Annotated in this window: 21 protein-coding genes and 2 pseudogenes; 4 read left to right on the top strand and 19 right to left on the bottom strand. The window is 55.5% G+C overall.

Annotated features, from left to right (window positions below):
* Positions 1–2: 2 nt before the first annotated feature.
* The 9 genes from ACZ5FM_RS23405 to ACZ5FM_RS23365 form a co-directional block, all read right to left on the bottom strand.
* Complete coding sequence (locus tag ACZ5FM_RS23405; protein ID WP_312948275.1) at positions 3–1,118, bottom strand: ABC transporter ATP-binding protein; 1,116 nt, start codon at positions 1,116–1,118, stop codon at positions 3–5.
* Between the two features lie 6 nt (positions 1,119–1,124).
* Positions 1,125–2,006 (bottom strand): carbohydrate ABC transporter permease, encoded by an 882-nt coding sequence (locus ACZ5FM_RS23400; protein WP_250984823.1) that lies wholly within the window; start codon positions 2,004–2,006, stop codon positions 1,125–1,127.
* Positions 2,003–2,884, bottom strand: a complete 882-nt coding sequence (locus ACZ5FM_RS23395) for a carbohydrate ABC transporter permease (RefSeq protein WP_250984824.1) — start codon at positions 2,882–2,884, stop codon at positions 2,003–2,005. The genes ACZ5FM_RS23400 and ACZ5FM_RS23395 overlap by 4 nt, the downstream gene beginning before the upstream one ends.
* Positions 2,885–3,023: 139 nt before the next feature.
* Positions 3,024–4,274 (bottom strand): ABC transporter substrate-binding protein, encoded by a 1,251-nt coding sequence (locus ACZ5FM_RS23390; RefSeq protein ID WP_464041396.1) that lies wholly within the window; start codon positions 4,272–4,274, stop codon positions 3,024–3,026.
* A gap of 92 nt (positions 4,275–4,366) precedes the next feature.
* Positions 4,367–5,881 (bottom strand): aldehyde dehydrogenase family protein, encoded by a 1,515-nt coding sequence (locus ACZ5FM_RS23385; protein ID WP_312948269.1) that lies wholly within the window; start codon positions 5,879–5,881, stop codon positions 4,367–4,369.
* Positions 5,875–6,654 (bottom strand): enoyl-CoA hydratase/isomerase family protein, encoded by a 780-nt coding sequence (locus ACZ5FM_RS23380; RefSeq protein WP_250984826.1) that lies wholly within the window; start codon positions 6,652–6,654, stop codon positions 5,875–5,877. The genes ACZ5FM_RS23385 and ACZ5FM_RS23380 overlap by 7 nt, the downstream gene beginning before the upstream one ends.
* Positions 6,647–8,260 carry an acyl CoA:acetate/3-ketoacid CoA transferase gene (locus ACZ5FM_RS23375; RefSeq protein ID WP_250984827.1) on the bottom strand — a complete coding sequence of 538 codons (1,614 nt, stop codon included), beginning with the start codon at positions 8,258–8,260 and terminating at the stop codon, positions 6,647–6,649. Before ACZ5FM_RS23375 ends, ACZ5FM_RS23380 begins: the two co-directional genes overlap by 8 nt.
* Positions 8,261–8,266: 6 nt before the next feature.
* Complete coding sequence (locus ACZ5FM_RS23370) at positions 8,267–9,268, bottom strand: Gfo/Idh/MocA family protein (RefSeq protein ID WP_250984828.1); 1,002 nt, start codon at positions 9,266–9,268, stop codon at positions 8,267–8,269.
* Entirely contained in the window at positions 9,265–10,314 is a 1,050-nt protein-coding gene (locus tag ACZ5FM_RS23365) for a LacI family DNA-binding transcriptional regulator (RefSeq protein ID WP_250984829.1), read from the bottom strand. Before ACZ5FM_RS23365 ends, ACZ5FM_RS23370 begins: the two co-directional genes overlap by 4 nt.
* A 1,562-nt stretch (positions 10,315–11,876) precedes the next feature.
* Here ACZ5FM_RS23365 and ACZ5FM_RS23360 point away from each other — a divergent pair.
* The gene (locus tag ACZ5FM_RS23360; protein ID WP_312948261.1) at positions 11,877–12,743 is read left to right on the top strand and encodes an SDR family oxidoreductase; all 867 of its coding nucleotides are present in this window, start codon (positions 11,877–11,879) and stop codon (positions 12,741–12,743) included.
* A gap of 360 nt (positions 12,744–13,103) precedes the next feature.
* On the opposite strand, the gene ACZ5FM_RS23355 is transcribed toward ACZ5FM_RS23360, so the two are convergent.
* Positions 13,104–13,838: a helix-turn-helix transcriptional regulator gene (locus ACZ5FM_RS23355; protein WP_464041395.1), complete on the bottom strand. Its 735-nt coding sequence runs from the start codon at positions 13,836–13,838 to the stop codon at positions 13,104–13,106.
* A 569-nt stretch (positions 13,839–14,407) separates the two neighbouring features.
* Here ACZ5FM_RS23355 and ACZ5FM_RS23350 point away from each other — a divergent pair.
* From ACZ5FM_RS23350 to ACZ5FM_RS23340, 3 genes and pseudogenes are all read left to right on the top strand, one after another.
* A complete protein-coding gene (locus tag ACZ5FM_RS23350) occupies positions 14,408–15,409 on the top strand; it encodes a DUF3991 and toprim domain-containing protein (protein ID WP_464041393.1) in 1,002 nt (333 codons plus the stop codon).
* A 530-nt stretch (positions 15,410–15,939) separates the two neighbouring features.
* Positions 15,940–16,363 (top strand): annotated as a pseudogene (locus tag ACZ5FM_RS23345) (hypothetical protein); the annotation flags it as partial.
* A 594-nt stretch (positions 16,364–16,957) separates the two neighbouring features.
* Positions 16,958–17,266: a DUF736 domain-containing protein gene (locus tag ACZ5FM_RS23340; RefSeq protein WP_250984833.1), complete on the top strand. Its 309-nt coding sequence runs from the start codon at positions 16,958–16,960 to the stop codon at positions 17,264–17,266.
* Between the two features lie 230 nt (positions 17,267–17,496).
* Here the strand turns inward: ACZ5FM_RS23340 and ACZ5FM_RS23335 are convergent, their stop codons facing one another.
* From ACZ5FM_RS23335 to traI, 9 genes and pseudogenes are all read right to left on the bottom strand, one after another.
* Positions 17,497–17,913: a thermonuclease family protein gene (locus tag ACZ5FM_RS23335; RefSeq protein ID WP_464041392.1), complete on the bottom strand. Its 417-nt coding sequence runs from the start codon at positions 17,911–17,913 to the stop codon at positions 17,497–17,499.
* 452 nt (positions 17,914–18,365) lie between these two features.
* Positions 18,366–20,333: a Ti-type conjugative transfer system protein TraG gene (gene traG / locus ACZ5FM_RS23330; RefSeq protein ID WP_464041391.1), complete on the bottom strand. Its 1,968-nt coding sequence runs from the start codon at positions 20,331–20,333 to the stop codon at positions 18,366–18,368.
* On the bottom strand, positions 20,320–20,535 hold the full coding sequence (gene traD / locus ACZ5FM_RS23325) for a conjugal transfer protein TraD (protein WP_250984836.1): 216 nt from the start codon (positions 20,533–20,535) through the stop codon (positions 20,320–20,322). Before traD ends, traG begins: the two co-directional genes overlap by 14 nt.
* Positions 20,536–20,539: 4 nt before the next feature.
* Positions 20,540–20,836 (bottom strand): conjugal transfer protein TraC, encoded by a 297-nt coding sequence (traC, locus tag ACZ5FM_RS23320; protein ID WP_312948249.1) that lies wholly within the window; start codon positions 20,834–20,836, stop codon positions 20,540–20,542.
* Between the two features lie 151 nt (positions 20,837–20,987).
* Positions 20,988–21,413: pseudogene (locus tag ACZ5FM_RS23315) on the bottom strand (conjugal transfer protein TrbE); the annotation flags it as partial.
* Positions 21,414–21,422: 9 nt separating this feature from the next.
* Positions 21,423–21,707: a conjugal transfer protein TrbD gene (locus ACZ5FM_RS23310; RefSeq protein WP_312948247.1), complete on the bottom strand. Its 285-nt coding sequence runs from the start codon at positions 21,705–21,707 to the stop codon at positions 21,423–21,425.
* Positions 21,704–22,081 (bottom strand): TrbC/VirB2 family protein, encoded by a 378-nt coding sequence (locus ACZ5FM_RS23305; protein WP_312948245.1) that lies wholly within the window; start codon positions 22,079–22,081, stop codon positions 21,704–21,706. Before ACZ5FM_RS23305 ends, ACZ5FM_RS23310 begins: the two co-directional genes overlap by 4 nt.
* Positions 22,071–23,042: a P-type conjugative transfer ATPase TrbB gene (trbB, locus tag ACZ5FM_RS23300; protein WP_312948243.1), complete on the bottom strand. Its 972-nt coding sequence runs from the start codon at positions 23,040–23,042 to the stop codon at positions 22,071–22,073. Before trbB ends, ACZ5FM_RS23305 begins: the two co-directional genes overlap by 11 nt.
* Positions 23,039–23,671 (bottom strand): acyl-homoserine-lactone synthase, encoded by a 633-nt coding sequence (gene traI / locus ACZ5FM_RS23295; RefSeq protein ID WP_312948241.1) that lies wholly within the window; start codon positions 23,669–23,671, stop codon positions 23,039–23,041. Before traI ends, trbB begins: the two co-directional genes overlap by 4 nt.
* Between the last annotated feature and the right edge of the window lie 217 nt (positions 23,672–23,888).

The raw sequence follows: 23,888 nt of genomic DNA, 5'->3' as shown, positions 1-23,888 counted from the left end.
TCTCACGCGATGCGAAGCTGGTTTCCAGGGTCGAAAAACACTGCCTTGTCCAGATTGAAGGCAAGACGCGCGTTTTGGCCGGCGGATATCCTGACGTCGGCGCGCAGTCGTGCGACGATTTCCTTGCCACCAAGATGGGTCACGGCAAATGTATCGGCACCAGCGGGTTCCACGACCTCGATCAGGCAATCACCTTCCGCAACGGTGCGTGCATTTCGGTCAGCACCGTCGGGATCGGTCAGCGCCTCCGGGCGAATTCCAAAAATGACGTCCTTACCCTGATATGCAGCAAGGCTTTCCGGTGCATTCGGCACCGCCAGCACCAATGGTTCAGCCTGATGGCGAGCAAGCGAAACGGCAAGACCCGAGCCATTGGCCGTAACCTTGGCCTTCAATAGGTTCATGGCTGGCGAACCCATGAAATCAGCGACAAAAGTGTTGGCCGGGTTGTTGTAGATTTCCGCGGGTGAGCCAAACTGCTGAAGCACGCCGTCTTTCAGCACGGCGATCTTGGTCGCAAGTGTCATAGCTTCGATCTGATCGTGCGTGACATAGACGATGGTTGTCTTCATGCGCTGATGCAGTCGTTTGATTTCCGTTCTCATGTCGACACGCAGTTTTGCGTCTAGGTTCGACAGAGGTTCATCAAACAGAAAGAGTTTGGGGTCGCGAACGAGTGCCCGCCCCATGGCAACGCGCTGACGTTGCCCACCAGACAGCTGACCGGGCTTACGATCGAGCAGATGCGAAATCTGCAACATCTCGGCCACCTGTTTGATGGATTTTTCCCGTTCATCCTTTGCGATGCCGCGAATCTCCATGCCGAAAGCGATGTTACCGGCAACCGTCATATTGGGATAAAGTGCGTAAGACTGAAAAACCATGGCGATGTCGCGCTTGGATGGGTGCAAGTCCGACACCGAACGGCCGTCGATGGCGATATCACCTGAGGTGATCGGCTCAAGACCGGCGATGGTGTTCAACAACGTGGATTTACCGCAACCGGACGGGCCGACGAGAACCAGGAAACCTCCCTGCTCGATCTCTATATTGATGTCCTTGAGGATTTCGAGTGCGCCATAGGACTTGCGCAGATTGCTGATCTTGAGGAACGACATGTGGCATTATCCTTTCACTGCGCCGGACATCAGGCCGCGCACGAAATATCGTCCTGAGACGACGTAGACGATGAGGGTGGGCAGAGCGGCGAGAATCGCGCCTGCAAAATGGACGTTGTATTCCTTCACGCCCGTCGAAGACTGAACGAGATTGTTAAGAGCAACAGTCATCGGAGTCGTGGATGCACCCGAGAACGTGGCACCAAACAGGAAGTCGTTCCAGATATTGGTGAACTGCCAAATGACGGAAACAACGATGATCGGACCCGATGAGGGCAGCAGGATGCGGTAAAATATCTGGAAAAAACTGGCACCATCGATCTGTGCCGCCCGGACCAGTTCCGTCGGAAAAGACTCGTAGTAATTCCGGAAATAGAGCGTCGTGAAGCCGATACCGTAAATGATATGGACGAAGGTCAGCCCCCAAATCGAGCCAGCCAGTCCCATCATGCCCAAGATGCGTGCCATCGGAATGAGAACGATCTGGAACGGAATAAAGCACGACAGCAACAACAGGCCGAAAAAGATATTCGATCCCCTGAATTGCCATTTCGTGAGTACATAACCGTTCAAAGCGCCCATGATTGTCGAGATGGCAACGGCTGGAACCACCATCATGATCGAATTGATGAAAAACGGACGTAAACCGGTTGGTTGCACACCGATCTGGGCGGACGACCAGGCGGTAATCCACGGTTCGATCGTCCACTGTTGTGGCAGGTTAAGCATGCCGCCCTGGCGGATTTCATCCAGTGGCTTCAGTGAGTTCACCAGCATCACGTAGAGTGGCAGCAGGTAGTAGATCGCAAACAGCAGAAGCGCCGAGTAGATCAGTGCGCGTGTCAGTCGGTTATGCGATATGGCATTGTCGGGGCTGGATACGCTCATCGGCTTTTGCCTCCGCGAACTTCAGAATAGAGATAGGGAACGATGATCGAGAAGATCATGATCAGCATGATGATTGCTGACGACGCACCTATTCCCATCTGATTGCGGGTGAAGGTGTAGGAGTACATGAAGGTGGCGGGAACTTCGGTCGCCTGACCAGGGCCGCCACCGGTCAACGCGACGATAAGGTCGTACGCCTTGATAGCGAGGTGGGCGAGAACCACGAAGGCTGACAGGAACACGGGGCGCATCAGAGGAATGATGATGCGGCGATAAATCGTCGGGGTCGATGCGCCGTCAATCTGGGCCGCTTTGATGATCTCGTTATCGACACCGCGGAGACCTGCAAGGAACATCGCCATGACAAATCCAGACGATTGCCACACTGCAGCAATTACAACGCAATAAATGGCGTAGTTTCGATCCTTGATCCAGGTGAAGCTGAAGCTTTCCCAACCCCACAGATGCATGGTGTTCTCAAGTCCGATGCCCGGATCGAGGAACCATTTCCAAGCCGTACCTGTCACGATGAACGACAGTGCCATTGGGTAGAGGTAAATCGGCCGCAGCAACCCTTCTGCCCGAATTTTCTGGTCCAGCAAAATAGCAAGGCCAAGACCAAGCACCGAAGAGATGATGATGTAAAGCGTTGCAAATATTGCAAGGTTGCTGATCGACCGCCACCAGTGCGGGAGAGCCCACAGCTTGGAATAATTACTGAGGCCGACGAAATTATAGGACGGCAGCATCTTGCTGTCCGTCAGCGACAAAATACCCGTGTAGGCGATGAAGCCATAAACGAAAACGAGTACAATGAGAAAACTTGGAGCTAACACAAGCTTCGGCAGAAGCTCTTGCAGCCGGCTTCGGCTATCCATGGTCGATACCACCGTTGAATCTTGGTTGAGGGCGCGTCACCCCCTACTCTGGCCTGATCGCTCTCTTTCCTGTGAAAGAGACGCATCCGCTGCCCCCAGAGGCTCTCTCCCCGCAAGGAGAGAGCCGGTTGTGCAGTCGTTATTTTGCCGCTTCAACGGCAGCCTTCAGTTCCTCGACAGCTTCGTCTGAGGAAAGCTCGCCGTTGAACTGACGTGTCACAACGTCATAAATCGCGTTCTTCACGGATGCAGGATTGGCATGGCCATGCGCCATGGAACCGAACAGCGTGCCATTTTTATCGGCTTCCGCGAGATCCTTGATGGCCTTCTTGCCGCAATCGTCAAACGCCGCATCAGACACGTCGGTGCGGGCTGGAGCCGAGCCCTTGACCACGTTGAAGGCAGACTGGAAGGCCGGGTTTTCGATGGCTGATGCCATCACAAGCTGGGCGGCGGTCTTTTCTGCGGAAACCTTGAACATCGCGAACTGGTCGGAGTTGAAGGTGACAGTGCCCTGAGTGCCAGGGAAACGCATGCAGACAAAATCGGTGCCTGGCTTTTTGCCCGCCTTTACGAACTCACCCTTTGCCCAGTCTCCCATGAACTGTACGCCGGCCTTGCCTTCGATGACCATTGCCGAGGCAAGGTTCCAGTCGCGGCCGGAGAAGTTATCGTCCACATATGAGCGAAGCTTCGTCATACGATCGAAGGCTTCCTTCATCTTGGCACCGCCAAGCGCATCCGGATTGAGCTCGATAAAAGCCTGATTGTAGAAATCATTGCCGAGCGACAACACGACGGCGTCAAAGATGGTCGCGTCCTGCCAAGGCTGACCACCATGGGCGATAGGGGTAATGCCCTGCTCCTTGAACTTGTCGAGCAGCGCAATCAGTTCCTCCCAGCTTTCCGGCTGCTTGCCGCCTGCCTTGTCGAGGGCAGCTTTGTTGATCCAGACCCAGTTGGTGGAGTGTACGTTGACAGGCGCAGCAATCCAGTGGCCGTCATATTTGGAGAATTTCTGCAGCGCAGATGGGATGACCTTATCCCAACCTTCCTTGGCGGCAACCTCGTCCAGATTGCCCAATGCGCCTTCTTTTGCCCAGTCGACAATATCGAAACCAAGCATTTGAACAGCCGTCGGTGCGTTACCACCGGTAACGCGTGCACGAAGAACCGTCATCGCTTCGGTACCGCCGCCACCTGCTACCGGCATGTCGGTCCAGGATATGCCTTTGGTTTCCAGGTCTTTTTTCAAAACATCCAGTGCGCTCGCTTCACCACCAGATGTCCACCAGTGCAGAACTTCCACATTCTCTGCGGCCTTGGCGGCCATGCCACCTGTACCCACCATCACTGCGGCAATTGCAGTCATTGTCAAAAACTTGCGCATGAGAACCTCCCAGTTCGACTTGCCAGATGCAGGACCATTCCCGCACCGATTACCCGCCCTCCTCGGGCAGTCTCATTACCGGATGGACCGGCTTATTTCTGCGGCATCCACCAGCCCGTACGTGCTCCAATGTGCATGTTGAGTGTTTTGGTCTCGGTGTAATCTTCGACCGCATGACGACCCAGCTCACGACCAAGGCCGGATTGTTTGTAGCCACCGAACGGAAGCTCGGAGGCGCCGTCCATAAAGGTATTCATCCACACCGTGCCTGCACGAACTTTCCTGCCGATGGTTAGGCACGTATCGAAATCGCGGCTCCAGACGCCCGCCGACAGGCCGTAGTCGATGGAGTTGGCAATCTCGATGGCCTGTGCAGTCGTCTCGAAAGTCAAAACGGAAAGGACAGGGCCAAAAACCTCTTCACGAGCGACCGCCATCTCCGGTGTGACCGCGTCGAGGATCGTCGGTGCCATAAATTGGCCCATGCCGAAATCGAGCGTTTCACCGCCATGGGCAACGTGGGCGCCATTGCTGGTCGCACCGGCGACATAAGCATTGATCTTTTCGAGATGCTGGGGCGTGATAATCGCGCCGACCTGCGTCATTGGGTCAAGCGGATCACCGACCTTGACGTTTTTGGCGAGTTCAGCGACGCGTTTTACAACATCCGAAGCAATGCTCTTGTGAAGGATCAGTCGTGAGCCTGCATTGCAGCATTCACCTGCGTTGAAATAGGCTCCAAACACGGCCGCATCGATGAAGGCATCGAGATCCGCGTCTGGAAAGACAATCTGCGGGTTTTTTCCGCCGAGTTCCAGCGAAACTTTTTTCAAGGTCTGCGCAGCATTGGTCATGGTCAGCTTGCCAACGCCTGTCGAGCCCGTGAAAGACACCATATCGACATCCGGATGCGTCGTCATGATTGCACCGACCTCCGGACCAGTACCGGTGACGATGTTAACGACACCATCCGGAACGCCAGCCTCCTGGAGAATTTCGCCGAGCAAGAGCGTCGATCCGGACGTCAGCTCGGAAGGCTTTACGACTGTGGTGCAACCAGCAGCGATTGCAAATGGCAACTTCTGTCCGACGATCAGGAACGGGAAATTCCACGGCGTGATAATGGAAACAACACCAATGGCTTCACGAAGAACGACACCAAGCGTTCCTTCACCAAGCGTGTTGTAGCTTTCGCCGTGGAGATCACGGGCGAGTGCGGCAGCATAACGCCAGATATCGATGGAGCCTGCGATTTCTCCGCGAACCTGCGAAATTGGCTTGCCGGCCTCAATCGCGTCGAGATAAGCGAGCTCCTCGGCGCGAGCGGAGATCAAATCAGCCGCCTTCAACAGAACAGTTGAGCGCTCCGACGCCGTCATCCGTGGCCATGGGCCGTGATCGAAAGCCTTGCGTGCTGCTGCAATGGCGCGCTCCGCGTCGGCCTTTGTGCCTTTGGGATAACGGCTGACAACGACGCCGTGGCTCGGTGCCACGCGCTCAATCGGCTGTGCGCCACCGGCTTCCCACTTCCCATCGATCAACATTTTGAAGTCGCGGGTTTTGTGATCGGCAAGAGCCTTGGGAGTAACCAGAACCGTCATTACCATTCTCCTTTGAATTGTGCTGGGCGCTTCTCCGAGAAGGATGAGACGCCCTCCTTGAGATCACCTGTTTTCGCGACAAGAATTGAGCCCAGTGCCTCGACGGCCGTGCCGTTATCCTCGCCGTTCGCGGAAGCGATCATCAGTTTCACGACTTCGAGTGCTGCCGGGCCCCGCGCCGAAATTCTTTGCGCATATTCCATGGCCGCATTCACAGCATTGCCTGTTGAGGTCACGGCATCGACCAGGCCAAGGTTGGTCGCTTCGTGAGCTGTGAAAATCTCGCCGCCGAGCGCCATGCGGCGCACAACCTGTGCGCCAAAACGCTTGACCAGACGCTGCGAGCCTGACCAGCCCGGCACCATGCCAAGTCCCGTTTCAGGCAAACCGATCTTGATCTGCTCTTCCGCAATTCGAATGTCGGCAACACCAGCGAGTTCAAGACCGCCGCCCAAGGCGTGGCCATTCAGCGCAGCAACAAGGGGAACTCGCAAAGTGGCCAATCTCTCGAAAACCCGGTGGCCGTGACGAACCCATGCGTGACCAAATTCTTCCGGCCGCATACCTCCCCATGCCTTGATATCGCCGCCGGCTGAAAATCCTTTGCCTTCGCCGGTCAAAATAGCGACCCGCACATGGGTATTGGCTTCAACCTCATCGAAAGCAGTGACCAGCGCTTTCAGCATGTCCAGATCAAGTGCATTCAACTTTTCAGGTCGTGAGAGTGTCACAATCGCGACGTGCCCCTCGACATCGACTTTTACAGTGCCGCTAGCCATTAAACACGCCCTCCAGAATCCGGACGGGTTTCGTTGAAAGCGTAAGACCGATATTTGTCTCGGCGAAGAGGTTCGCATCCATCGTCTTGAGGTTTTCGGAGACGATCAATGGAAACTCGGACTGGTTCAGAATGTGCTCCTGGAGATCAACACCCGGAGCAATCTCGGTCAGTACGATACCTTTCGGCGTCAGCTTCATGACGCAGCGTTCAGTGACATAGGTGATGTCCTGGCCCTGCTCGACAGCGCGTTTGCCGGAGAACGTCACGTGTTCGACCTCCTCGACAAGTTTCTTGAGCTTGCCTTCCTTTTCGATGACCAGCTTTCCATCTGTCATTGCAAGTTTGGCACCGGCATTGAACATGCCTGAGAAAACAATCTTTCTGGCGCGAGCCGTAATGTCGACGAAGCCGCCTGCCCCTGCGGTCACGTGCGGGCGAAATGACAGCTTTGACACATTTACCGACCCATCTCTGCCGATCTCAAGGAATGAGAGAAGCGAGGCGTCAAACCCGGCGCCCTGAAAATAGGTGAACTGATACGGCGAGGGCATATATGCATCGGCGTTCGACGCGCAGCCGAATGCAAAATCAAGTAGCGGAACGCCGCCGACCGCGCCTTGTTCGATGACCCAGGTCACAGCGCCGTGCAAACCTTCTTCCATGAGAATACGCGGAACATTCGCCGAGATGCCGAAGCCAAGGTTCACACAGCTGTTTGCCTGCAATTCCTGTGCGACGCGACGGGCAATAACCTTCTGAATATTGAATTCAGGCACCGTGAAGGTGTCCAACGGCCTCATGATTTCGCCGGAGATGGCAGGGTCATAAATTGTTTGCGTTGTCTGCTTCTGGTCCGGATCGACAATGATGTAATCGACGAGCATGCCGGGGACACGAACGTCATGGGGTTTCAACGACCCTTCTTTGGTTATGCGTTTGACCTGGGCAATGACGATCCCGCCATTGTTGCGCGCGGCGAGCGCCTGATCCAGACCACCGAGATATGCACCTTCGTGCTCGTAGGTGAGATTGCCACGCTCATCAGCGGTCGTGGCGCGAATAATCGTCACCTGTGGCGCCATGGCTGCGAAATAGAGATAGTTTTCACCCTCGAATGAAACATGCTTCACGACCGGCTCTGCGGAGCCGAGCGCGTTCATTGCGCAACCCTGCCGGCTTGGATCCACGAAGGTATCGAGTCCGACTTTGGTGAGGACACCCGGCCGTTTTGCAGCGGCCTCACGATGAATGTCGAACATGATGCCGGACGGAATATTGTAGGCAGGAATTTCGTTGTTTGTGATCATCTGCCAGATAAGTGGCGGCTCTGCACTCGATGGTCCCGAAGGATACGATCCGCCGATAATCTTCTTCAGCAGCCCCTTCTTGGCGATGTGGTCGATGCCCTTGATACCGCTCATATCGCCAGCAGCGATCGGATGCAGGGTCGTCAACTCGCGCGGATGACCGGTCGCATCGAAACGTTCACCAATTGCCTTCAACATCAAATCGGGGCAGCCAAGGCCACTCGAAGATGAGACGGAAACGACTGCGCCGTCCGGTATAAGAGCTGCGGCCTCGGCCGGAGTAATGTGCTTGCTCATGTGCGATTAAAGCCCTGTTTCAACTTTTACAGCCATTCGCGTTTCCACCGCCTTTTTCACGGAGAGCGCAGTGGCCAACGACCAGATCCCGTCCTCGGCAGTTGCCGTGGGAGAGCCGTTCTTGATTGCTGCATGGAATGTGCGGATCACGCCCTCGTAAAGATTGCCGCCGACGGTAGAGAGTTCCTGGTCTCCGGCCGCTGTGCGCAGCACAACGCTACCGACGGGACGCTGGGTCATGACATTGCGCCCGATAAGCGAACCTTCAGTCCCGTGCACTTCAAGGCCGGTCTCGGCAAAGCTTGTTGTAAAGCCATCGTGCAACTGGGCAATGATATCGTCATCGAACCGAACGACTGACATCACCGCATCCTCGAGACCGGAACTCGTCATCCCCGCAGACTGCGCGAATGCCACGACTTCTATTGGGTTGCGCCCGAGGACGAACCGCAAGGCATCAACATCATGAACGGTGAGATCGAGAATGGCGCCACCGCCGGCTGTTGGCTTGTCGAGACGCCAGCCTTGCAGGTGTTTGGGCAGATATCCTGCGTGAAACACGCGCGCTGAAAGCGGGCGACCAATCTTGCCAGCTGCAATTGCGTCACGGATTGCCTTATGGGTCGCAGAATTGCGCAGATGATGATTTGTCGCAAAAACAACACCTGCCTTTTTGGCGGCGTCAGCCATCGCTCGGGCATCCTCGACGGAAAGAGCCAGAGGCTTCTCGCACAGGACGTGCTTCCCAGCACCTGCCGCCGCAATGGCCTGATCGCGGTGCAGTTCATTTGTTGTTGATATATAGACGGCGTCGATATTGGCATTCGACAAAAGTTGCTCGAGGCTCGTGGTATAACCCTCAATACCGTTGGCTGCTGCGTAACTGCGTGCACGATCCTCATCAGAACTCATGACAGACACGATGACGCCATCAGCTGCGCGGATCGCACCGATAACCCATTCCTTTGCGATCGTACTTGCGCCGACCAATCCCCAGCGAATTGTCATACCCGGCCCTCCCCTGCATTCGCGTCCTTCGAAGCGCCGCAGCTTTCACGCACCACCAGTCTGACCGATGAAACAATCGTCTCGGCTTCTGCCTTGCCGGCACTTATCTGCTTCAACAGTAATTGCGCGGCCCTGCGTCCCATGCCCTGCGGATCCACTGATATTGTCGTGAGGGCTGGTACAGCGGTTTTTGCCTCAATCACATCATCGAAACCAACCACGGCAAAGTCGCGCCCAGGCTCCAGACCTTTGGCGCGAAGACCATCACATGCACCAAAGGCAACGGCGTCGTTGAAACACACAGCACCGGTCGGCCCATTTGAAATCGCAAGCGCGCGATTTATGGCTTCCGCCCCCCCTGCCCTGGACGGCGCAGAATCGACGATTAGTTCGTCATCCAGATTGAGGCCACAGGCAACAGCAGCAGCGCGATATCCCTCCAGACGTTCACTGAACACCGCCGTGTCGCGAAACCCTCCGAGAAAAGCAATCCGGCGATGACCAAGCGACACAAGGTGCTTTACGGCGGCAAATATACCTTCGCGGTTGTCGGAGGCGACAGACGAGACCTTTGCACCCGGCACGTTTCGTACAGCGACCACAACAGGAATGCCTGCAGCAACCAGTGGCTTCAAATCTGCAGCTTCCGTTCCGCGCGATGGAGACAGAATGAGACCTGAGATCCCATGCTCTCGCATGGAGGCGATGACCTCGCGTTGGCGATCAAGGCTTTCGCTCGTATTCGAAAGAAACTGAACAAACCCGGCGGATTGGACAACCACATCGACGCCGACTGCAAGCTCAGCAAAGAAGCTGTTTGTCAGGTCGTTGACAACGACGCCAACGATCATCGATTTCGAACCTGACTGCCTAAGGTTCGCGGCGCCACGGTTATAGACATAACCAAGCTCGCGCATAACCGTACTAACCTTGGCGCGAGTGGCATCACCAACAAGCGAAGAGCCCTGCAGCACAAGCGACACTGTCGACTTCGAAACGCCCGCAGCCCTCGCGATATCGATGACGGTAACACGTGACTTTGCCATCAGACCCTCCCAAAATCTTCAGCCGCAAGCGATCATTAATTGGAACGTTCCAATAAATCAACTTAAATATCATTGGTCTTATCTTAAAAACCACAAGCGCCCCCACATCACATTGTTTTAAATCAATCTAATCTCTGCGACGCTGTGCTCAAGACGAACAAAAACCCCCGATATTATTGGAACGATCCAATATTTCCATTCTGAAATCCCTATCTCTACATACCGTAAATTTCTGGAGTAGCGTGGAAGAGGGAGCATGATGCGTTGGCGCACCTTGGGTAGATGTTTTCAATTGAAGGCCTCAGTCACATCCTTTCGGATGTGGCAAGTTTGCCTTGAGTCGTCACCGCGATCGTCATGCACGAAAGCTCTGGCAAGTTTTTAAACATCCAGGTATGCAGGACGGTATCCAGTTTTTGAGATGCTTAGATGGGCCAACTCTGTATCAGGAACAAATATATCCGTGAATTGGCTATGGCTGTGATGAAGGCTACCGGCGACAATAACAAAACGGAGGTTGTTCGTCAGTCGCAACGCGCACGGGAAACCGTGCCTTTGCGAGAGGGTATGCGCAAGCTTCAAGAAGCCGTCACTGCGAAACGTGGACCAACCCCGAAACCTATCGATTTGAAGAATATCTCTGATGAAGTCTGCAACATGTAGCTTGATGATGCTCCAGCCACGGCTTCGATCCTGACGAACGAGGACAATAAGGGGGCAGTCTCCTCGCATTCTATGGTGGTCACATCTCCAAAACAGATATCAATTGCGCGTAAGTCGAGGTCAGGAGGCACCATTTGCCGTGGCTGTACCCGTGAACCGACTTGGCGCGGCCTCCTCTTGCTATCGCATAGAAAGGCTTTCTTAGACATACCGCCGCGTTATAACACCGCGTTCACTTGAAGCACCGCGTCCAAGGACGGGACAGGTCATTTGATAGTCGATTATGATCGCTGTTGGCTGGTGCCGTTCTTCACAAAAAAGTACCGCCGAAAGCGGCGATGTTCAATGCCAGTATTGAAACCGTCGATACGTCGGGCGCGTTTTGTGAGCCGTTCAAATCGTAACGCCCTGCACTTCCTGCCGATGGATATTTCGAGTGGGCGACCAGCGCCGAGGATTGCAAGAGAAATCCAAGGCTAATTCAAGATGCCAGAAGTAAGAGGGTCGCAAGTTTCACCACAAAGCAGAATTTGAAAAATTTGATTTCGATAACAGGCGGCTTATTAGCCCACAGCTTTTCACTGCGCTGCACCTGCGGATGGTTCGGCTTGAAGGATTTCAAACATACTGGCCACCGTTCACGGCTTGCCGTTGACGTGCACAATCCCCGCCTTCAACGCCGAGCAGGATGCGTCAGAGTAAAGAGGACAGGACACAACGACGCTGTGTCCGCAGGCGCATATGTTGGGGACCCGTGCAATTTCATGAGTGAGCTTCTGCGTCATCGCACTTACATAAGAAAATATGGGCCAGCGATTGCGCTCCCCTGGCAGCACATCATCTTTATGGAACCCACACCATACTCCAGGGTTGAATAGTTGAGCCCAAAGGAGAGAGTAATGATCGACGAAACACGACGCCCTAATCCACCATATGCTAACCAGCAGCAGGAGCCGCCGGGCAAAACTGCCTTGATGCAACCTGTCCCAGACCATGGCGAGCATTCCTATAAAGGGGATGGCAAACTCACAGGGAAAGTCGCGCTCATTACCGGAGCCGACTCGGGGATTGGCAAGGCCGTCGCCATCGCTTTCGCCCGGGAAGGTGCCGACATCGTTATTTCCTACCTCAACGAGGACGATGATGCCCGCGACACCGCAAAATGGGTGGAGGACGCCGGCCGGAAGGTCCTTGTCATTCCTGGCGACATCAAATCCGAGGAACACTGCACCGACATTATACAACGCACCGTCGACGAGCTCGGTGGCATCGACATCCTTGTAAACAACGCCGCTTTCCAACGAACCTATGATGACATCGCCGATATTACGGGTGATGAGTGGGATGAAACTTTCCGAACCAACATCTACGCGCCATTCTTTCTCTCGAAGGCTGCTACTCCTCACATGAAGCCGGGCAGTTCAATCATTAACACGACCTCGATCCAGTCAAGGCAGCCATCGCCGCAGCTTTTGGCCTATGCGTCCACCAAAGGCGCCATCTCTAACTTCACCGCGGGTCTGGCCGAAATGCTTGCAGACAAAGGCATACGTGTAAATGCGGTTGCGCCCGGGCCAATTTGGACTCCGCTTATTCCCTCGACAATGTCGGCTGAAAAAGCAGCCAGATTTGGTGAGAACACCCTTATCGGTCGGGCCGGGCAACCAGCAGAACTGGTCGGCGCTTACGTCCTGCTTGCCTCTGCGCTGGGCAGTTACATGACGGGGGCCGTGGTTCCAGTTACCGGTGGCGAGATCATGATCTAATCGACAACTGGCTGCCGATGCAATGTCAAGCGCGGCCACTGTCACGAACCTGTACTACAGGATCTGTCGCCGTTAGCGTGGATGACGTCGACAGAGTTCACACTTTTGCACTGCAGAAACCTAGCGTCGGACCATAATTTGCCCCCTTAAATGACGAGCGGGATGACGTTTGGGTCTTGCCGCGGGCATAGGCGGGCATCATCCAGTTAAGTGCACCTGGCACCCGAGGCGGTTATAAAAGCGTTAAACTGTACGATTGAGGGAGTATCGGAAATTCCGATAATGACAGCTGTACTGGCGATGCATTAATGAACGCCAAGCCTTATTGGACACCTGCCGGTCCCGGCCAAAGCTTGGATACTAGATATCGATCATGTCGCAACAGGTCGCTCGCGCGATCGCCTGATACACCGTCGCTGCCCGCAGTTTCCTTCTGGCGGTGCTGATATAGAGGCGTACCGCGCTTTCTGATAGGTGTAAACTCGACGCGATCCGCTTGGGAACAACGCCTTGAGCCAACATCTGTAGGCATTGGCGTTCGCGTCTGGAGAGGTGGCGAAAATCATGATTTCGCGCTTCCAGTACATCTACAAAACGTTCATGCATATAGTGCGAAATGAGGATAAGGTCGGGTTTGGATCGCGTTTTGAGATATGTCCACTCTCGCCGTGATCTGTCTGATGTCGCTGAAAACAAACTTCGCTCACCTGACGGCCCCCTCACTGGGACAGTAAGGCCGTGGCGTCCGACGCCCAGACTATTCGCCTCGCGGAACAGGTTTTTTATCGGCTTAGATGTCCGGTCAAGTGAAGACCAGTCGACTGGCAGTAGATCAGTTTTGTGGACTTGAACAACGGGATCCACGGAAAAGTAGTCGTTTACGACATAGTGTGCAGTCCACTCTTCGGGATAGGTAGTGCAGTACACGGGCGAAGAATTTCCACTGCCTGGATTACGTACAGAAAGGAACGTCAAATGATTAAACTCGTAGATATCCCTGATGCCGGAGAACGCTTGTTCGAGCCCGTTCCAGCTTTTTGCTGACTGCAGCTTTCTGAGAGACCGGGAAAGCTTAGATTGTTCATATTTCCCCATTAAACCGGATCCTTAAAATAGGGCTTGGACAGTCTTGAATTTGCGCAACCACCTACCTTCGCGCACTTAAATGCTTCCCGAGGTGCTGATCGAAATATCTGTCACTTTGGGTTAGGAGTTTGACTACCACCCTCATAATCGCCTCAGTTGCGCTCGGAGTCGAGACCATCGGGCGGTGATCTCGCCCGTTCCTAAGTCTACAGTGGAATGATCGAGCGGGAATTGGCCTGCACAAACTTTCTCTCGCACAGTCCCATGCTTTCCAGCTTTCTCGCGATCTGATGGTGCCCATCACGCCTTTCAAATTTGGCGTCCTTGGTCCAACGAACTCGATGGCGAAGACTTGCTAGAAGCCGTGAATATTTTCCGCACTGGTCTCAATGAAACCCACTTATCCGTGCCGCTGGCAAGCAGTTGGCCTCAAGGCAACTTCGCCGCAGCACCGCCCTGCAACTTTTACCAGTTGCAAGCAGCGCTCTTCTACCCTCCGCTCTTCGCGGCTGATTGCAAAACGTTCTGCAAATTGACGAAAAGGAAAAAGGGGCGGCCGCGACACGGCCGGAGACAGTATGAAAAGAGAAGACTTAGAGGCGCTGCGCGCCAAGGTCAGTTGCGAAGCTGCGCTCGAGAATGCCGGATACGAGATAGACCATAAACAGAGCACGCGACGGGCTGTAAAGTACCGGCATGGCAGCAACATCGCCATCGTAACCCATGATGGACGAGGATGGTTCGATCCGCTTAGTGACAACAAGGGTGATGTCTTCGAACTTGTAATGTTTCTCGAAAGGATCCCGTTCCCGACTGCCGTGGACATGATTGCGTCATTGGTCGGGTTTGAACCTTCACGGCTGCAATGTAAGGCATCGCACCCGAAGCAGCAAATCAAAGGCATCGTGGAGCGCTGGCAAAGTCGTCGCGCGCCATCGAGGGGCTCCAGCGCATGGCACTATCTATGCTCGGTGCGCAAAATCCCAACAGCCATCGCCCTCACGGCCATACAGGCCGGCGTCCTTCGGGAAGGACCGTGCGGCAGTATCTGGGCGGCACATCTCGACAACGGATGCCGCACCGTCGGCTGGGAAGAGCGTGGTCCAGAGTGGCGAGGTTTTTCCAAAGGGGGCTCGAAGGTCCTTTTTCGCATTGGCTCAAGCCGCGCTTCCCGTCTCTGCGTAACGGAGGCTGCAGTCGACGCGCTAAGCTTGGCCGCACTTGAAGGTCTGCGGGATCAAACGCTTTACGTCAGCACAGGCGGCGGCTGGTCTCCGGCAACAGAAGCCGCACTTAACGTAATCGCCTCGAGGCCGGGCTGTCAAATTATCGCCGCGACCGATTCCGATCCACAGGGGGATGTCTATGCGGAACGTCTGCGTCTCATTGCTCAAAGTACGGGAAGCGACTGGCAACGGCTCCGCCCACCTGCGGACGACTGGAACGACGTTCTCCAGAATATGAAAGATATTAAGGCAAAGAAAAAGCTGGGGCCTGCCGCATCTAGAGAGGCATCCTCCGACAGACGCCCATCATTGACCCGTCCCGACACCACGTCGGCAACGCGCGAGGGGTGCTAGGCTGCGATCGATAGTCACGTTTAAATGACATTTTAACCTTCACTTCCAGCCCTTGAAAGGGTCAAGATGATGAACTCAATAGCCCGCCGTCGTCAAGTGTTTCCAAGCTGTAGCCAAGCGCGTGCTGGACTTGTCTGGTTTTGATGTCAACTGCATGGGGGGCTTGACCAGTCTGCCTTCTCGTGGCGCGCGATCTGTGCCGCACCGCCCTTATTGTTCGCAGCGTTGGGAACCGCCGGCCGATCGTTTCAAGGCCGCGGTGAGGCCGACTTAGCCTGCCTGCGCAAGGCAGGTCCGCACTCCCGAACAGTTCGAAACCCGCAAGCACGCAAACCTGCCCTGCCGGTTCAGACGGATCGAACCTGTGCAGCGCTCGTCATTTGCCGGTTCTCGTCATCGGCAACGAAGCGCAGACCAGCATGGGTTTAACGGCTTTGGCAGCTAAGGAAGGAACAGAGATGGTCAAGGCAACCGCTTTAACACGGGCCCAGTGAAATCTCGCCGCGGCACCATCCTCGAAGTGGTTGGCCTCCACCCAAGCCAACAAGATCGCAGAAAGCTTCAGCACGCCAGTTGTCGACAGCGATGGCATCGGCCATCTCCATGAGCGATTACTCGTCGAAACCGCCGAAAACCTCGGCGCGAAGGCAATGCAGATCCATCTGCAGCGCATCGTAGGTGCCTCCGTTGGATCGGCGCACGACGCCGGTCTGTTCCACTCTTGCGCCGTCACCGTCTCGCGTGACGCAACGGCCAAGCCGTCGAACTGCGCGCGCTACGAATATCTTGGCGGTCCTGTCGGCTATGACAGCACCGCACGGGGCAAGAGCGAGTTCGCGGCCGATATAGGCGTCCAGTCCCACGCACTTCGCATGGCAGCAGAGGGTGCGGGCCGCCTATGATCAACTCGTTGGCGAACCCTGGAGGCCGTTCGTTCGGGCGGTTGAAAACCCCGATGCGCCCATCACAGGCTCGCTTCCAGTCGCAGTTGTCGAGACGGGTTACAGTCGCATAATCCTCTTACCGCTTACCATTAAGTTGCAGCGAACTATCAGCATCGAGCCGTCCCAGTTCAACGCCATCCTACCGTCGGAAAGAGCTTTGCGGATGGCTCGCGATCCCACCACTGCTGAGTTACACCTCTGTCAGTGATTGATGCATATCACAGTGAACCTTCACAGAGACGTGACAGGATAGGTGCGGTTTGCTCAAGCCGCTAACATTCCGGTAGGCTGGTTTCATATCCCTTGCTCTTCATTTCCGGCAGCCCGTCTGCGGGCTCGATGAGGCATGTCTGACCGGAGACCGGCCTCGCCTCGATCGTCTTCCCGCAACGGCAGCTCTGATTTCTTACCCCAGAGACCTCCGGTCTCCTCCTCTCCCACTAACAAATCTGCGACTTGCCGTCCTCCATTATATTACGGCCCAATTGCCACCCCATCGCACGCGATGGGGCCCCGGCTGGGTGCGGTCCGATCGTCACCGGTCTTAGCGACAGCCATCGAGGCCGCGATGGGCGCGGCCCGAATAACCAGAAGGAATATGAACATGGCAACCATCGGTAAATTCGCCTCCACCGAGAACGGCTTCACCGGCTCCATCCACACTCTGGCCGTCAATGTCAAGGCACGCATCACGCGCGTCGAGAACCCCTCCGATAAGGGCCCTCAGTTCCGGGTTTACGTAGGTAGCGCTGAACTAGGTGCCGCTTGGCAGAAGACCTCCGGCGAAGGCCGCGATTACCTGTCGGTCAAGCTCGACGATCCTAGCTTCCCGGCTCCGATCTACGCAACACTGGCTGAGGTCGAAGGTGAGGATGACCTCCAGCTCATTTGGTCCCGTCCGGGACGCGACTGACGAGATCAAGGGGCTCCGTCAATGGCGGAGCCTCATGTCGGCTTTTGGTCGAAAACCGAAAACACGCTGGCACACTAACGTTTAACCGAAATTGAGGTCGCTTTCGGTCTTTATCGTGACGACAAAAGCATTGCAGTCGGAGGTGACCCTTCCCCTCGTGAGTTTATGCCTTCCATACAATACGAAGATTGGGTCTATCGCCACATCACCCGCCGGGCATATGTCGCAGTTTAGCACCAAGATTCACGCGTGCCGCTCCAGGTTCTCGCAAAGCCTTCGGAGACAAGGATGTCACCGAGCCTGCGGCCATCCCGAACCAGCACGCGAAGATTGCGACCGTATCGGTCCTTTTCTCTACCGGGCCATGCCTGAAGCTCGAACGGACCATCGTTGATGAGTTCCATCAATCGTCCCGTGGCCTTGATTCCGAGTGAAAGTTCGGAGGCACATTTTGGTCTTCTTACCTCAGGCGTATCTATGTCGGCGATACGGATCTTATGGCCATCCAGCCAGATCGTATCACCATGAACGACACATGTTGTACGGTTGCCGGTCTCGCAGTTTCGGATGATCTGGGAAGGTCTGACCTTGGTCGTGTGCGCTGCTGTACTGTTAACGATCAAGCTAATGACAGCGAATGCAGTCATCACCGACATCGGCACCGATTTGGTACGCAAGTTGGTAAAAGACCAACTAAGACTATTACCTCGGTGTTGTAATCACATGTTGCCATCCCACAGTTGTTTTGAACTGCCTCTGATTAGCGACTGGTTCCTGTGGCAGGTAAGACGAATGAACAGCCGTGACGACGCTTTCGTGAGAGCTGTGGGCAAACGGACTGACCGCGTCGCTTTCGACGGCGATGTGATGAACCTTTAAGTGCCTCTGGTTCCGATAGGTCTAAACTCCGTAGTAGAGACATTTGCCAAACTAATCCGGCTCAGTGGACAGGGCGAAACGATAGTTGTCATCGTGGATATTCGTGTTCTATATGAACAATCCACCCGTCTATTGAAGTCACTAGTCCGGTGTTCCATCTTGGGTAGACAGATCCATGCGCTATATGAGCAAGGGCCGTATTGGTCCTCGCTCATTTGGGTCACGATCTCTCCTCATCATCACTCCGCACCTTCGTAGGCAATCCGATCGCTCTGGTCTCACGGCTCAACCCTCTTTGCGAAACACATGCCATCATATCCTTGCGCCTGAACCAGATCGCGCGACCGCATCTAAGCGGCGGGTTGCCGGCGGTAAACACTATCTGTTCGTCGGCACGCATGCGCAGGACTTCGTGCGGCTGGATAAGTGACCGGGCGGCAAGTTGCTTCGAGCGGGTGCGAGATGATCCGCGGGATTGGAAGCTGCGACTGAGCTGGTCGATCTCCACCGTGGTCATACCGCAACGCCTGGAAATATACTCGGCGGTTTCTGGATCATTGATCGCTGCAAACGAGATCCAGCTGGCGCTTTCGAACCACTTGCTTGATGCATCACGCCCGCCATAGGTTTCGCGCAACTGCCCTATCGATTGATAAATCATCGTCAGCACTATGCCGTATTTGCGACCTGCGTCACGTGCCGTCTCCAGAATGCGCATGTAACCAAGCCGGGCGACCTCATCGAGAAGGAACAGGGCGCGGCCGTCCATGTGGCCGTCTCTATTGTAAATGGCGTTGAGCAATGATCCGATCACAACGCGCGCAAGACCGGAATGGGTTTCCAGTGTCTTCAGGTCTATATTGACGAATATATCGGTCTTTCCCTCCGCAATGTCGTGCGTGCGAAATGTCGCACCTGACACAAGTGCCGCGTAGTTCTGGTAGGAAAGCCAGTGGGTTTCCTTGATGGCGTTGGCGTAAACACCGGAGAATGTTTCCGCAGTCATGTTGACGAAGGCAGCAACGTTCTCCTTCACGAAGTCCGATCCGGAATTGTCGTAAATGTCCTGCAGCCGCTGGCGAAGTTTGGGCTCAGGTTCCGAGAGATTTGTGCGCACCTGACGAAGCGTCTGTTGCTCTCTTGGTGTGTGGCCCGACAAGCAAACGTCGGCGATGATTGCCGTCAGAAGCTGCTGGGCGGACGCACGGAAAAAGTCGTCCCGTAAACCGGTAGCTCTTGCGCTGTCACTCATGATCCATGATGCAACCGATGCAATATCCTCCTCTCTGGTTCGTCCGTACTGGCCGACCCAATCGAGCGCGTTAAATCCGGTCGTGGGATTGCGCGGATCGAGCATCCTGATCCGCCGACCGGCGCGTTCACGGTGTTTTGACACCATCGGTGCGACCTCGTTCGATGGATCTAGGATGACGAGTGAGCCTCCCCATTTGAGTGCGGTTGGAATCGTCACCGAGCTCGTCTTGAACCCGCCTGATCCGGCAAACACGATGCCGTGAGATGAACCGAAGGAGCCATCAAAACAAAGCAGTGGTGATTTCCCCCCTGCCCCCCAGGTTTCTTTGTTATCGTTCCGGAATGGCACCGCCGCAACACTGTCAAGATCGACCCTGTATTGTTCGCCAACCACAATACCGCCGGTATCAGGCAACAGCGTTGCAGCTTGAGTAAGCGTCATCCAATCGGCCTCCCCGTGCAGGGCACGTCTGCCGATGATCCGTCTTGGTGTTGCCCGCGCAAAGGCAGCATTGCCAAGCATTGCGACGCGGATGGCAAAACAGCCGGACATCATTGCCGCGACCGCACCGATCACCGTCGCCGGGTCGAGATACGTTATCACCGATGTCCCTGTAGAGAGCTGCGTTGAGATGCTCGCAAGCCGCATGGTCTCTCGCGCGGCCGCAATCACAATGGTCCCGATGTTTGCGATGATCACTCCCCAGGCGGCGGCGCGAATGCTTGATGAACTGGCTGTTGCAAACAGGAAGATCACGCCGGTTGCTGCTGCCACCACATAGGGTGCTGCGATACCGATCTGCCCCAGAGTCAGCCTCGCCGCGTCGGTTTTGCCAAAGCCGACAAGCCACACCTCGATCCCCGTCAGGAACAACACTGTGACGATCATCATTGTGACGGGAAGTCCAGCGAGCAACATCTTAGTCGCTTTCATGACCAAACGCCTTTGCACCGACTACCGTCAGGCGAGTACGCTCACCTTCATCGACCGCCAATCTCTGCCGCAACTCGATCAGAGCGCCAAGCAGCAGAGCCCGTTTCTCAAAACGCAGCCCTGCTTTGACGATCAGGCCGCCAAGCTCGATCTTGTCACGGGTGTCTTTCTTGCGCGCATGCGAGATTGCGTTTCTCCTCATCCGCTCAAACCTCATCAGTGCTGCCCGTAGACGCGCCAGGCGTGACCGCTTCGGGATACTCGCTGCCCTCACAGTCTGTCCCTTCTCCTTTCCGTCCGCTCGTAATGGGCTTTCCCGCGCGAAAGCGTCTGCGCAATTCCTCGAAGGCCTCCTGCAGGTGTGTCTCGTCGATCTCGATGTCGCCAATCCCAGCCTTTAGTGCAATGCGCCCAATGCGCTCGGCCTCTCTCGTCTCGGCTACCTTTAGCTGGTCCTGCAGCTTGGCGATTTCCTGCCGAATCTTTGATGATGGTTTCTTCATTTCCGATTGTCCCTTGACGGCATTGATCGTAATTTATGCCATCATGCTCTGTCAGATCGGCGCGCCGATCCACTGACAGAAATGCGAGTAGGCGCAGCCTACGCTTTTGCGCACCATCCCGACCGTTCGAAGGACGGATCCGAAGGGCGCAAATGTACTTGCTGAGCGCGGTCTTCTTCGGCTCGAGTGGCCGGTAGGTCAGAATTATCGCATGCTTGCTCTCGAAATGCCCCTGCTCCCGCCCGAAATGGGTCCGGCGCTCGGCATCGATCGCGCGGGTAACGGGGTCAGGGAAATGGCACTGGTCCGGTGTGGGGTAGTCGATCGTCGGTACTCGGATGGCTTCGACCTGAATCATCCAGCCCGTTCCCAGACGCGACAAGATTGCATTGATCTGCCGGGAAAGCTCGTTGCGTTCGAGGTCGGTGGCGCTTTCGGAGTCAGGACCGGCAAAATACCAGCCAGCCATCAGGCTTCCGTCCTTCAGCAGCAGTACACCGTTGTCAACCAGGCCGGCATATGGAACGAGATCAGCGAACGATGGACCGGTCGCGCGGAAACGTTTGAGGGCAGCCATTGGACACCTCTAGTATCTTCGCCACGGCGCGGCCGTCGGCCGGTAGTGGGACTTGTAGGAAATGTGCCTGATATAGACCTGCCGCATGAGAGGGTCGGACTTGGCCATCATGCGAAGCAGGCCAACGATGACGATCCAGACGGCAACACCGAAGAGCGCCGAGTAGACCGTCAGGACAACGAAGATCAGGATCACAGCCGCAAGCCCGGTGATCAGCACCAGCTCGCGGTCGGCACCCATCAGGAGATTCGGACGCGACAGCGCGCGATGAATGCGATTGCGGTGGAGGCTCACGACGCCCCCTCCCCCGCTCCGTCCGAAAAAACTTCTGTGACCTGATCCCTTGGCAGGCCGATAGACGCGCCGGTGGCACCAAAAAGACCGACAATCGTCGTCGCGCCGAGCAGAATGCCGGCAACCAGGACGACATATATCAGCCTGCGGGCGAAATCGTTGAGCTCACCACCGAAGATCAGCATGCCGCCGGCAATCGCCACAGCTGCCAGTGCGATGTAGCCTGCGACGGGACCAGTGATGGATACCTGGATCTGTTCGAGTGGCCCTTCCCAAGGAAGACTTCCGCCAGAACTTGCGAAGACGGGCGACACGGCGGCGACGGCAGAGAAGGCGATCACGGTCAGTGTCAGGAAGGATTTCTTATGCTGCATCGCGGCTCTCCTCTGCGTAGGGCTCCGTCTGGTACTGGCCGCCTGCAAAGCGGGTGACGTGAAGGATTTCGCTGATGCGCCGACCCTTGGCCGTTCGCTCGATCGAGATGATCAGGTCGACTGCATCTCCGATGACCGCTTGCATCGGCTGATGGCTAGCCTCGGCGGTCAGTTGCTCGAGACGCTGAAGTGCGGAGCGTGCGCTGTTCGAATGTATTGTTGCGACGCCTCCGGGATGGCCGGTGTTCCAGGCCTTCAGCATCGTAAGCGCTGCACCGTCTCGGACTTCCCCGACGATGATCCGATCCGGCCGAAGGCGCATCGTGCTTTTTAGGAGACGTGACATGTCAATGGCATCACTGGTATGCAGGCTAAGCGCATTTTCGGCAGAGCATTGGATTTCGGCGGTATCCTCTAGGATGACGAGCCGATCGTGGGGGCAGTTAGTTACAATTTCCTCGAGGATTGCATTGGTAAGCGTGGTCTTACCCGAGCCAGTGCCACCGGACACAAGAATATTGAGTCTCGATGCCACGGCGCTGCGAATAACTTCAGCGTGTCTGTCGGACATGACTTTGTTCGAAACAAAGTCATCGAGCGGGATAAGGCGCGAAGCGCGCCGACGGATTGTGAAGGAAGGAGCTGAGACAATCGGGGGAAGCAATCCCTCAAATCGATGTCCTCCGATTGGGAGTTCGCCTGAGATGATCGGGCATTCATCGTCCACTTCGGTAGACAATACGTGGGCGACACTGCCTATTATTGTTTCTGCGTCGAAACGGTTCATCTCACCCGCTGGAGACATTCCCACACCAAGCCGCTCAATGAACAGTTTTCCGTCTGGATTGAGCATGATTTCAGTGACTTCAGGATCGTCAAGGGCGCAGCACAGGTGGTCTCCCAGAGCGTTTTGCAGCTTATTGACGAGCCTTGGAAATGATCGGTTTGGTTTGCTGATCATAGTCTATCAGGCTCCTCTGTCTCTCCCATGAAACTTGACGAGTAAGTGCTTGGCCGGAGCAGATCGAAGCTCCCCCAATCCGCCGGTAACAAACCAGCGACGCTCTTAGTCTCGTTTATCGTTATCGCAGGACCTAAGCGGCGCAACGACCATCCAACGCGCCGAAATATTCGCTCAAGGCGCACATCCGTCGCGGTCACAATCTCGCTATAACCGTTGAGAATGCTCCACTCGACAATCCCGGCAAACATAGTCAGAGTTGCCTGGTGAAGACCGCCCTGCTCCCGACCTGCGGAGGCTTCGGTGTCGACACAAAAGCGCGAACTTTCGATCATCCTTTTGTGGGCGGTCAGGTGCCCGGCTTCCAGAAGTTGCGGGAATACTTCCTGCAGCATATTTTGCTGGTTCGCCGGAAGAAGACGTGCGCAGCCAATCACTGTCTGGGACTCGTCAAGACAGAGAATGTAGGTTGGGTATAGCGCGTCGAACTGATCGATTTCGAGACCCGAGTGGCAGTCCAGGTCCCACGCTAGGCGGCCTTTGAAAATGCGTGTGCGGAGACGATGCATTTCTTCAACCAAGCGAATATCGAATGCGTTTTTTGGGTTCTTAATTGCGACAACGCGCATCAAGCAAATCTCCCTTGCATTGTTCACGCATTCAGGTTTGCCGGAGCGTCAAAATTAGGTCTACTACCAAAACTATCAGTGACCGACACTCTTCAGCATCGCATACCTTGTTGTTCTGGCGGACGAGGTGTCACCCCTCTAACCACTTAAGCTCGAGCGGAGGCTTGTTTGATATTGCCACAAGGTTATCGCTCGCTGGAACTTATCGCGTAGTTCC

The organism is Agrobacterium sp. 5Ca50, from assembly GCF_055381905.1.
The sequence above is the reverse complement of the archived record's forward strand: the minus strand, read 5'-3'. Positions and strand labels throughout refer to the sequence as shown.

Bases quoted from the DNA above. Each gene is read 5' to 3' on its own strand.
- ACZ5FM_RS23405 (WP_312948275.1), bottom strand. From the start codon at position 1,118: ATGTCGTTCCTCAAGATCAGCAATCTGCGCAAGTCCTATGGCGCACTC.
- ACZ5FM_RS23400 (WP_250984823.1), bottom strand. From the start codon at position 2,006: ATGAGCGTATCCAGCCCCGACAATGCCATATCGCATAACCGACTGACA.
- ACZ5FM_RS23395 (WP_250984824.1), bottom strand. From the start codon at position 2,884: ATGGATAGCCGAAGCCGGCTGCAAGAGCTTCTGCCGAAGCTTGTGTTA.
- ACZ5FM_RS23390 (WP_464041396.1), bottom strand. From the start codon at position 4,274: ATGCGCAAGTTTTTGACAATGACTGCAATTGCCGCAGTGATGGTGGGT.
- ACZ5FM_RS23385 (WP_312948269.1), bottom strand. From the start codon at position 5,881: ATGGTAATGACGGTTCTGGTTACTCCCAAGGCTCTTGCCGATCACAAA.
- ACZ5FM_RS23380 (WP_250984826.1), bottom strand. From the start codon at position 6,654: ATGGCTAGCGGCACTGTAAAAGTCGATGTCGAGGGGCACGTCGCGATT.
- ACZ5FM_RS23375 (WP_250984827.1), bottom strand. From the start codon at position 8,260: ATGAGCAAGCACATTACTCCGGCCGAGGCCGCAGCTCTTATACCGGAC.
- ACZ5FM_RS23370 (WP_250984828.1), bottom strand. From the start codon at position 9,268: ATGACAATTCGCTGGGGATTGGTCGGCGCAAGTACGATCGCAAAGGAA.
- ACZ5FM_RS23365 (WP_250984829.1), bottom strand. From the start codon at position 10,314: ATGGCAAAGTCACGTGTTACCGTCATCGATATCGCGAGGGCTGCGGGC.
- ACZ5FM_RS23360 (WP_312948261.1), top strand. From the start codon at position 11,877: ATGATCGACGAAACACGACGCCCTAATCCACCATATGCTAACCAGCAG.
- ACZ5FM_RS23355 (WP_464041395.1), bottom strand. From the start codon at position 13,838: ATGGGGAAATATGAACAATCTAAGCTTTCCCGGTCTCTCAGAAAGCTG.
- ACZ5FM_RS23350 (WP_464041393.1), top strand. From the start codon at position 14,408: ATGAAAAGAGAAGACTTAGAGGCGCTGCGCGCCAAGGTCAGTTGCGAA.
- ACZ5FM_RS23340 (WP_250984833.1), top strand. From the start codon at position 16,958: ATGGCAACCATCGGTAAATTCGCCTCCACCGAGAACGGCTTCACCGGC.
- ACZ5FM_RS23335 (WP_464041392.1), bottom strand. From the start codon at position 17,913: ATGACTGCATTCGCTGTCATTAGCTTGATCGTTAACAGTACAGCAGCG.
- traG (WP_464041391.1), bottom strand. From the start codon at position 20,333: ATGAAAGCGACTAAGATGTTGCTCGCTGGACTTCCCGTCACAATGATG.
- traD (WP_250984836.1), bottom strand. From the start codon at position 20,535: ATGAGGAGAAACGCAATCTCGCATGCGCGCAAGAAAGACACCCGTGAC.
- traC (WP_312948249.1), bottom strand. From the start codon at position 20,836: ATGAAGAAACCATCATCAAAGATTCGGCAGGAAATCGCCAAGCTGCAG.
- ACZ5FM_RS23305 (WP_312948245.1), bottom strand. From the start codon at position 22,081: ATGCAGCATAAGAAATCCTTCCTGACACTGACCGTGATCGCCTTCTCT.
- trbB (WP_312948243.1), bottom strand. From the start codon at position 23,042: ATGATCAGCAAACCAAACCGATCATTTCCAAGGCTCGTCAATAAGCTG.
- traI (WP_312948241.1), bottom strand. From the start codon at position 23,671: ATGCGCGTTGTCGCAATTAAGAACCCAAAAAACGCATTCGATATTCGC.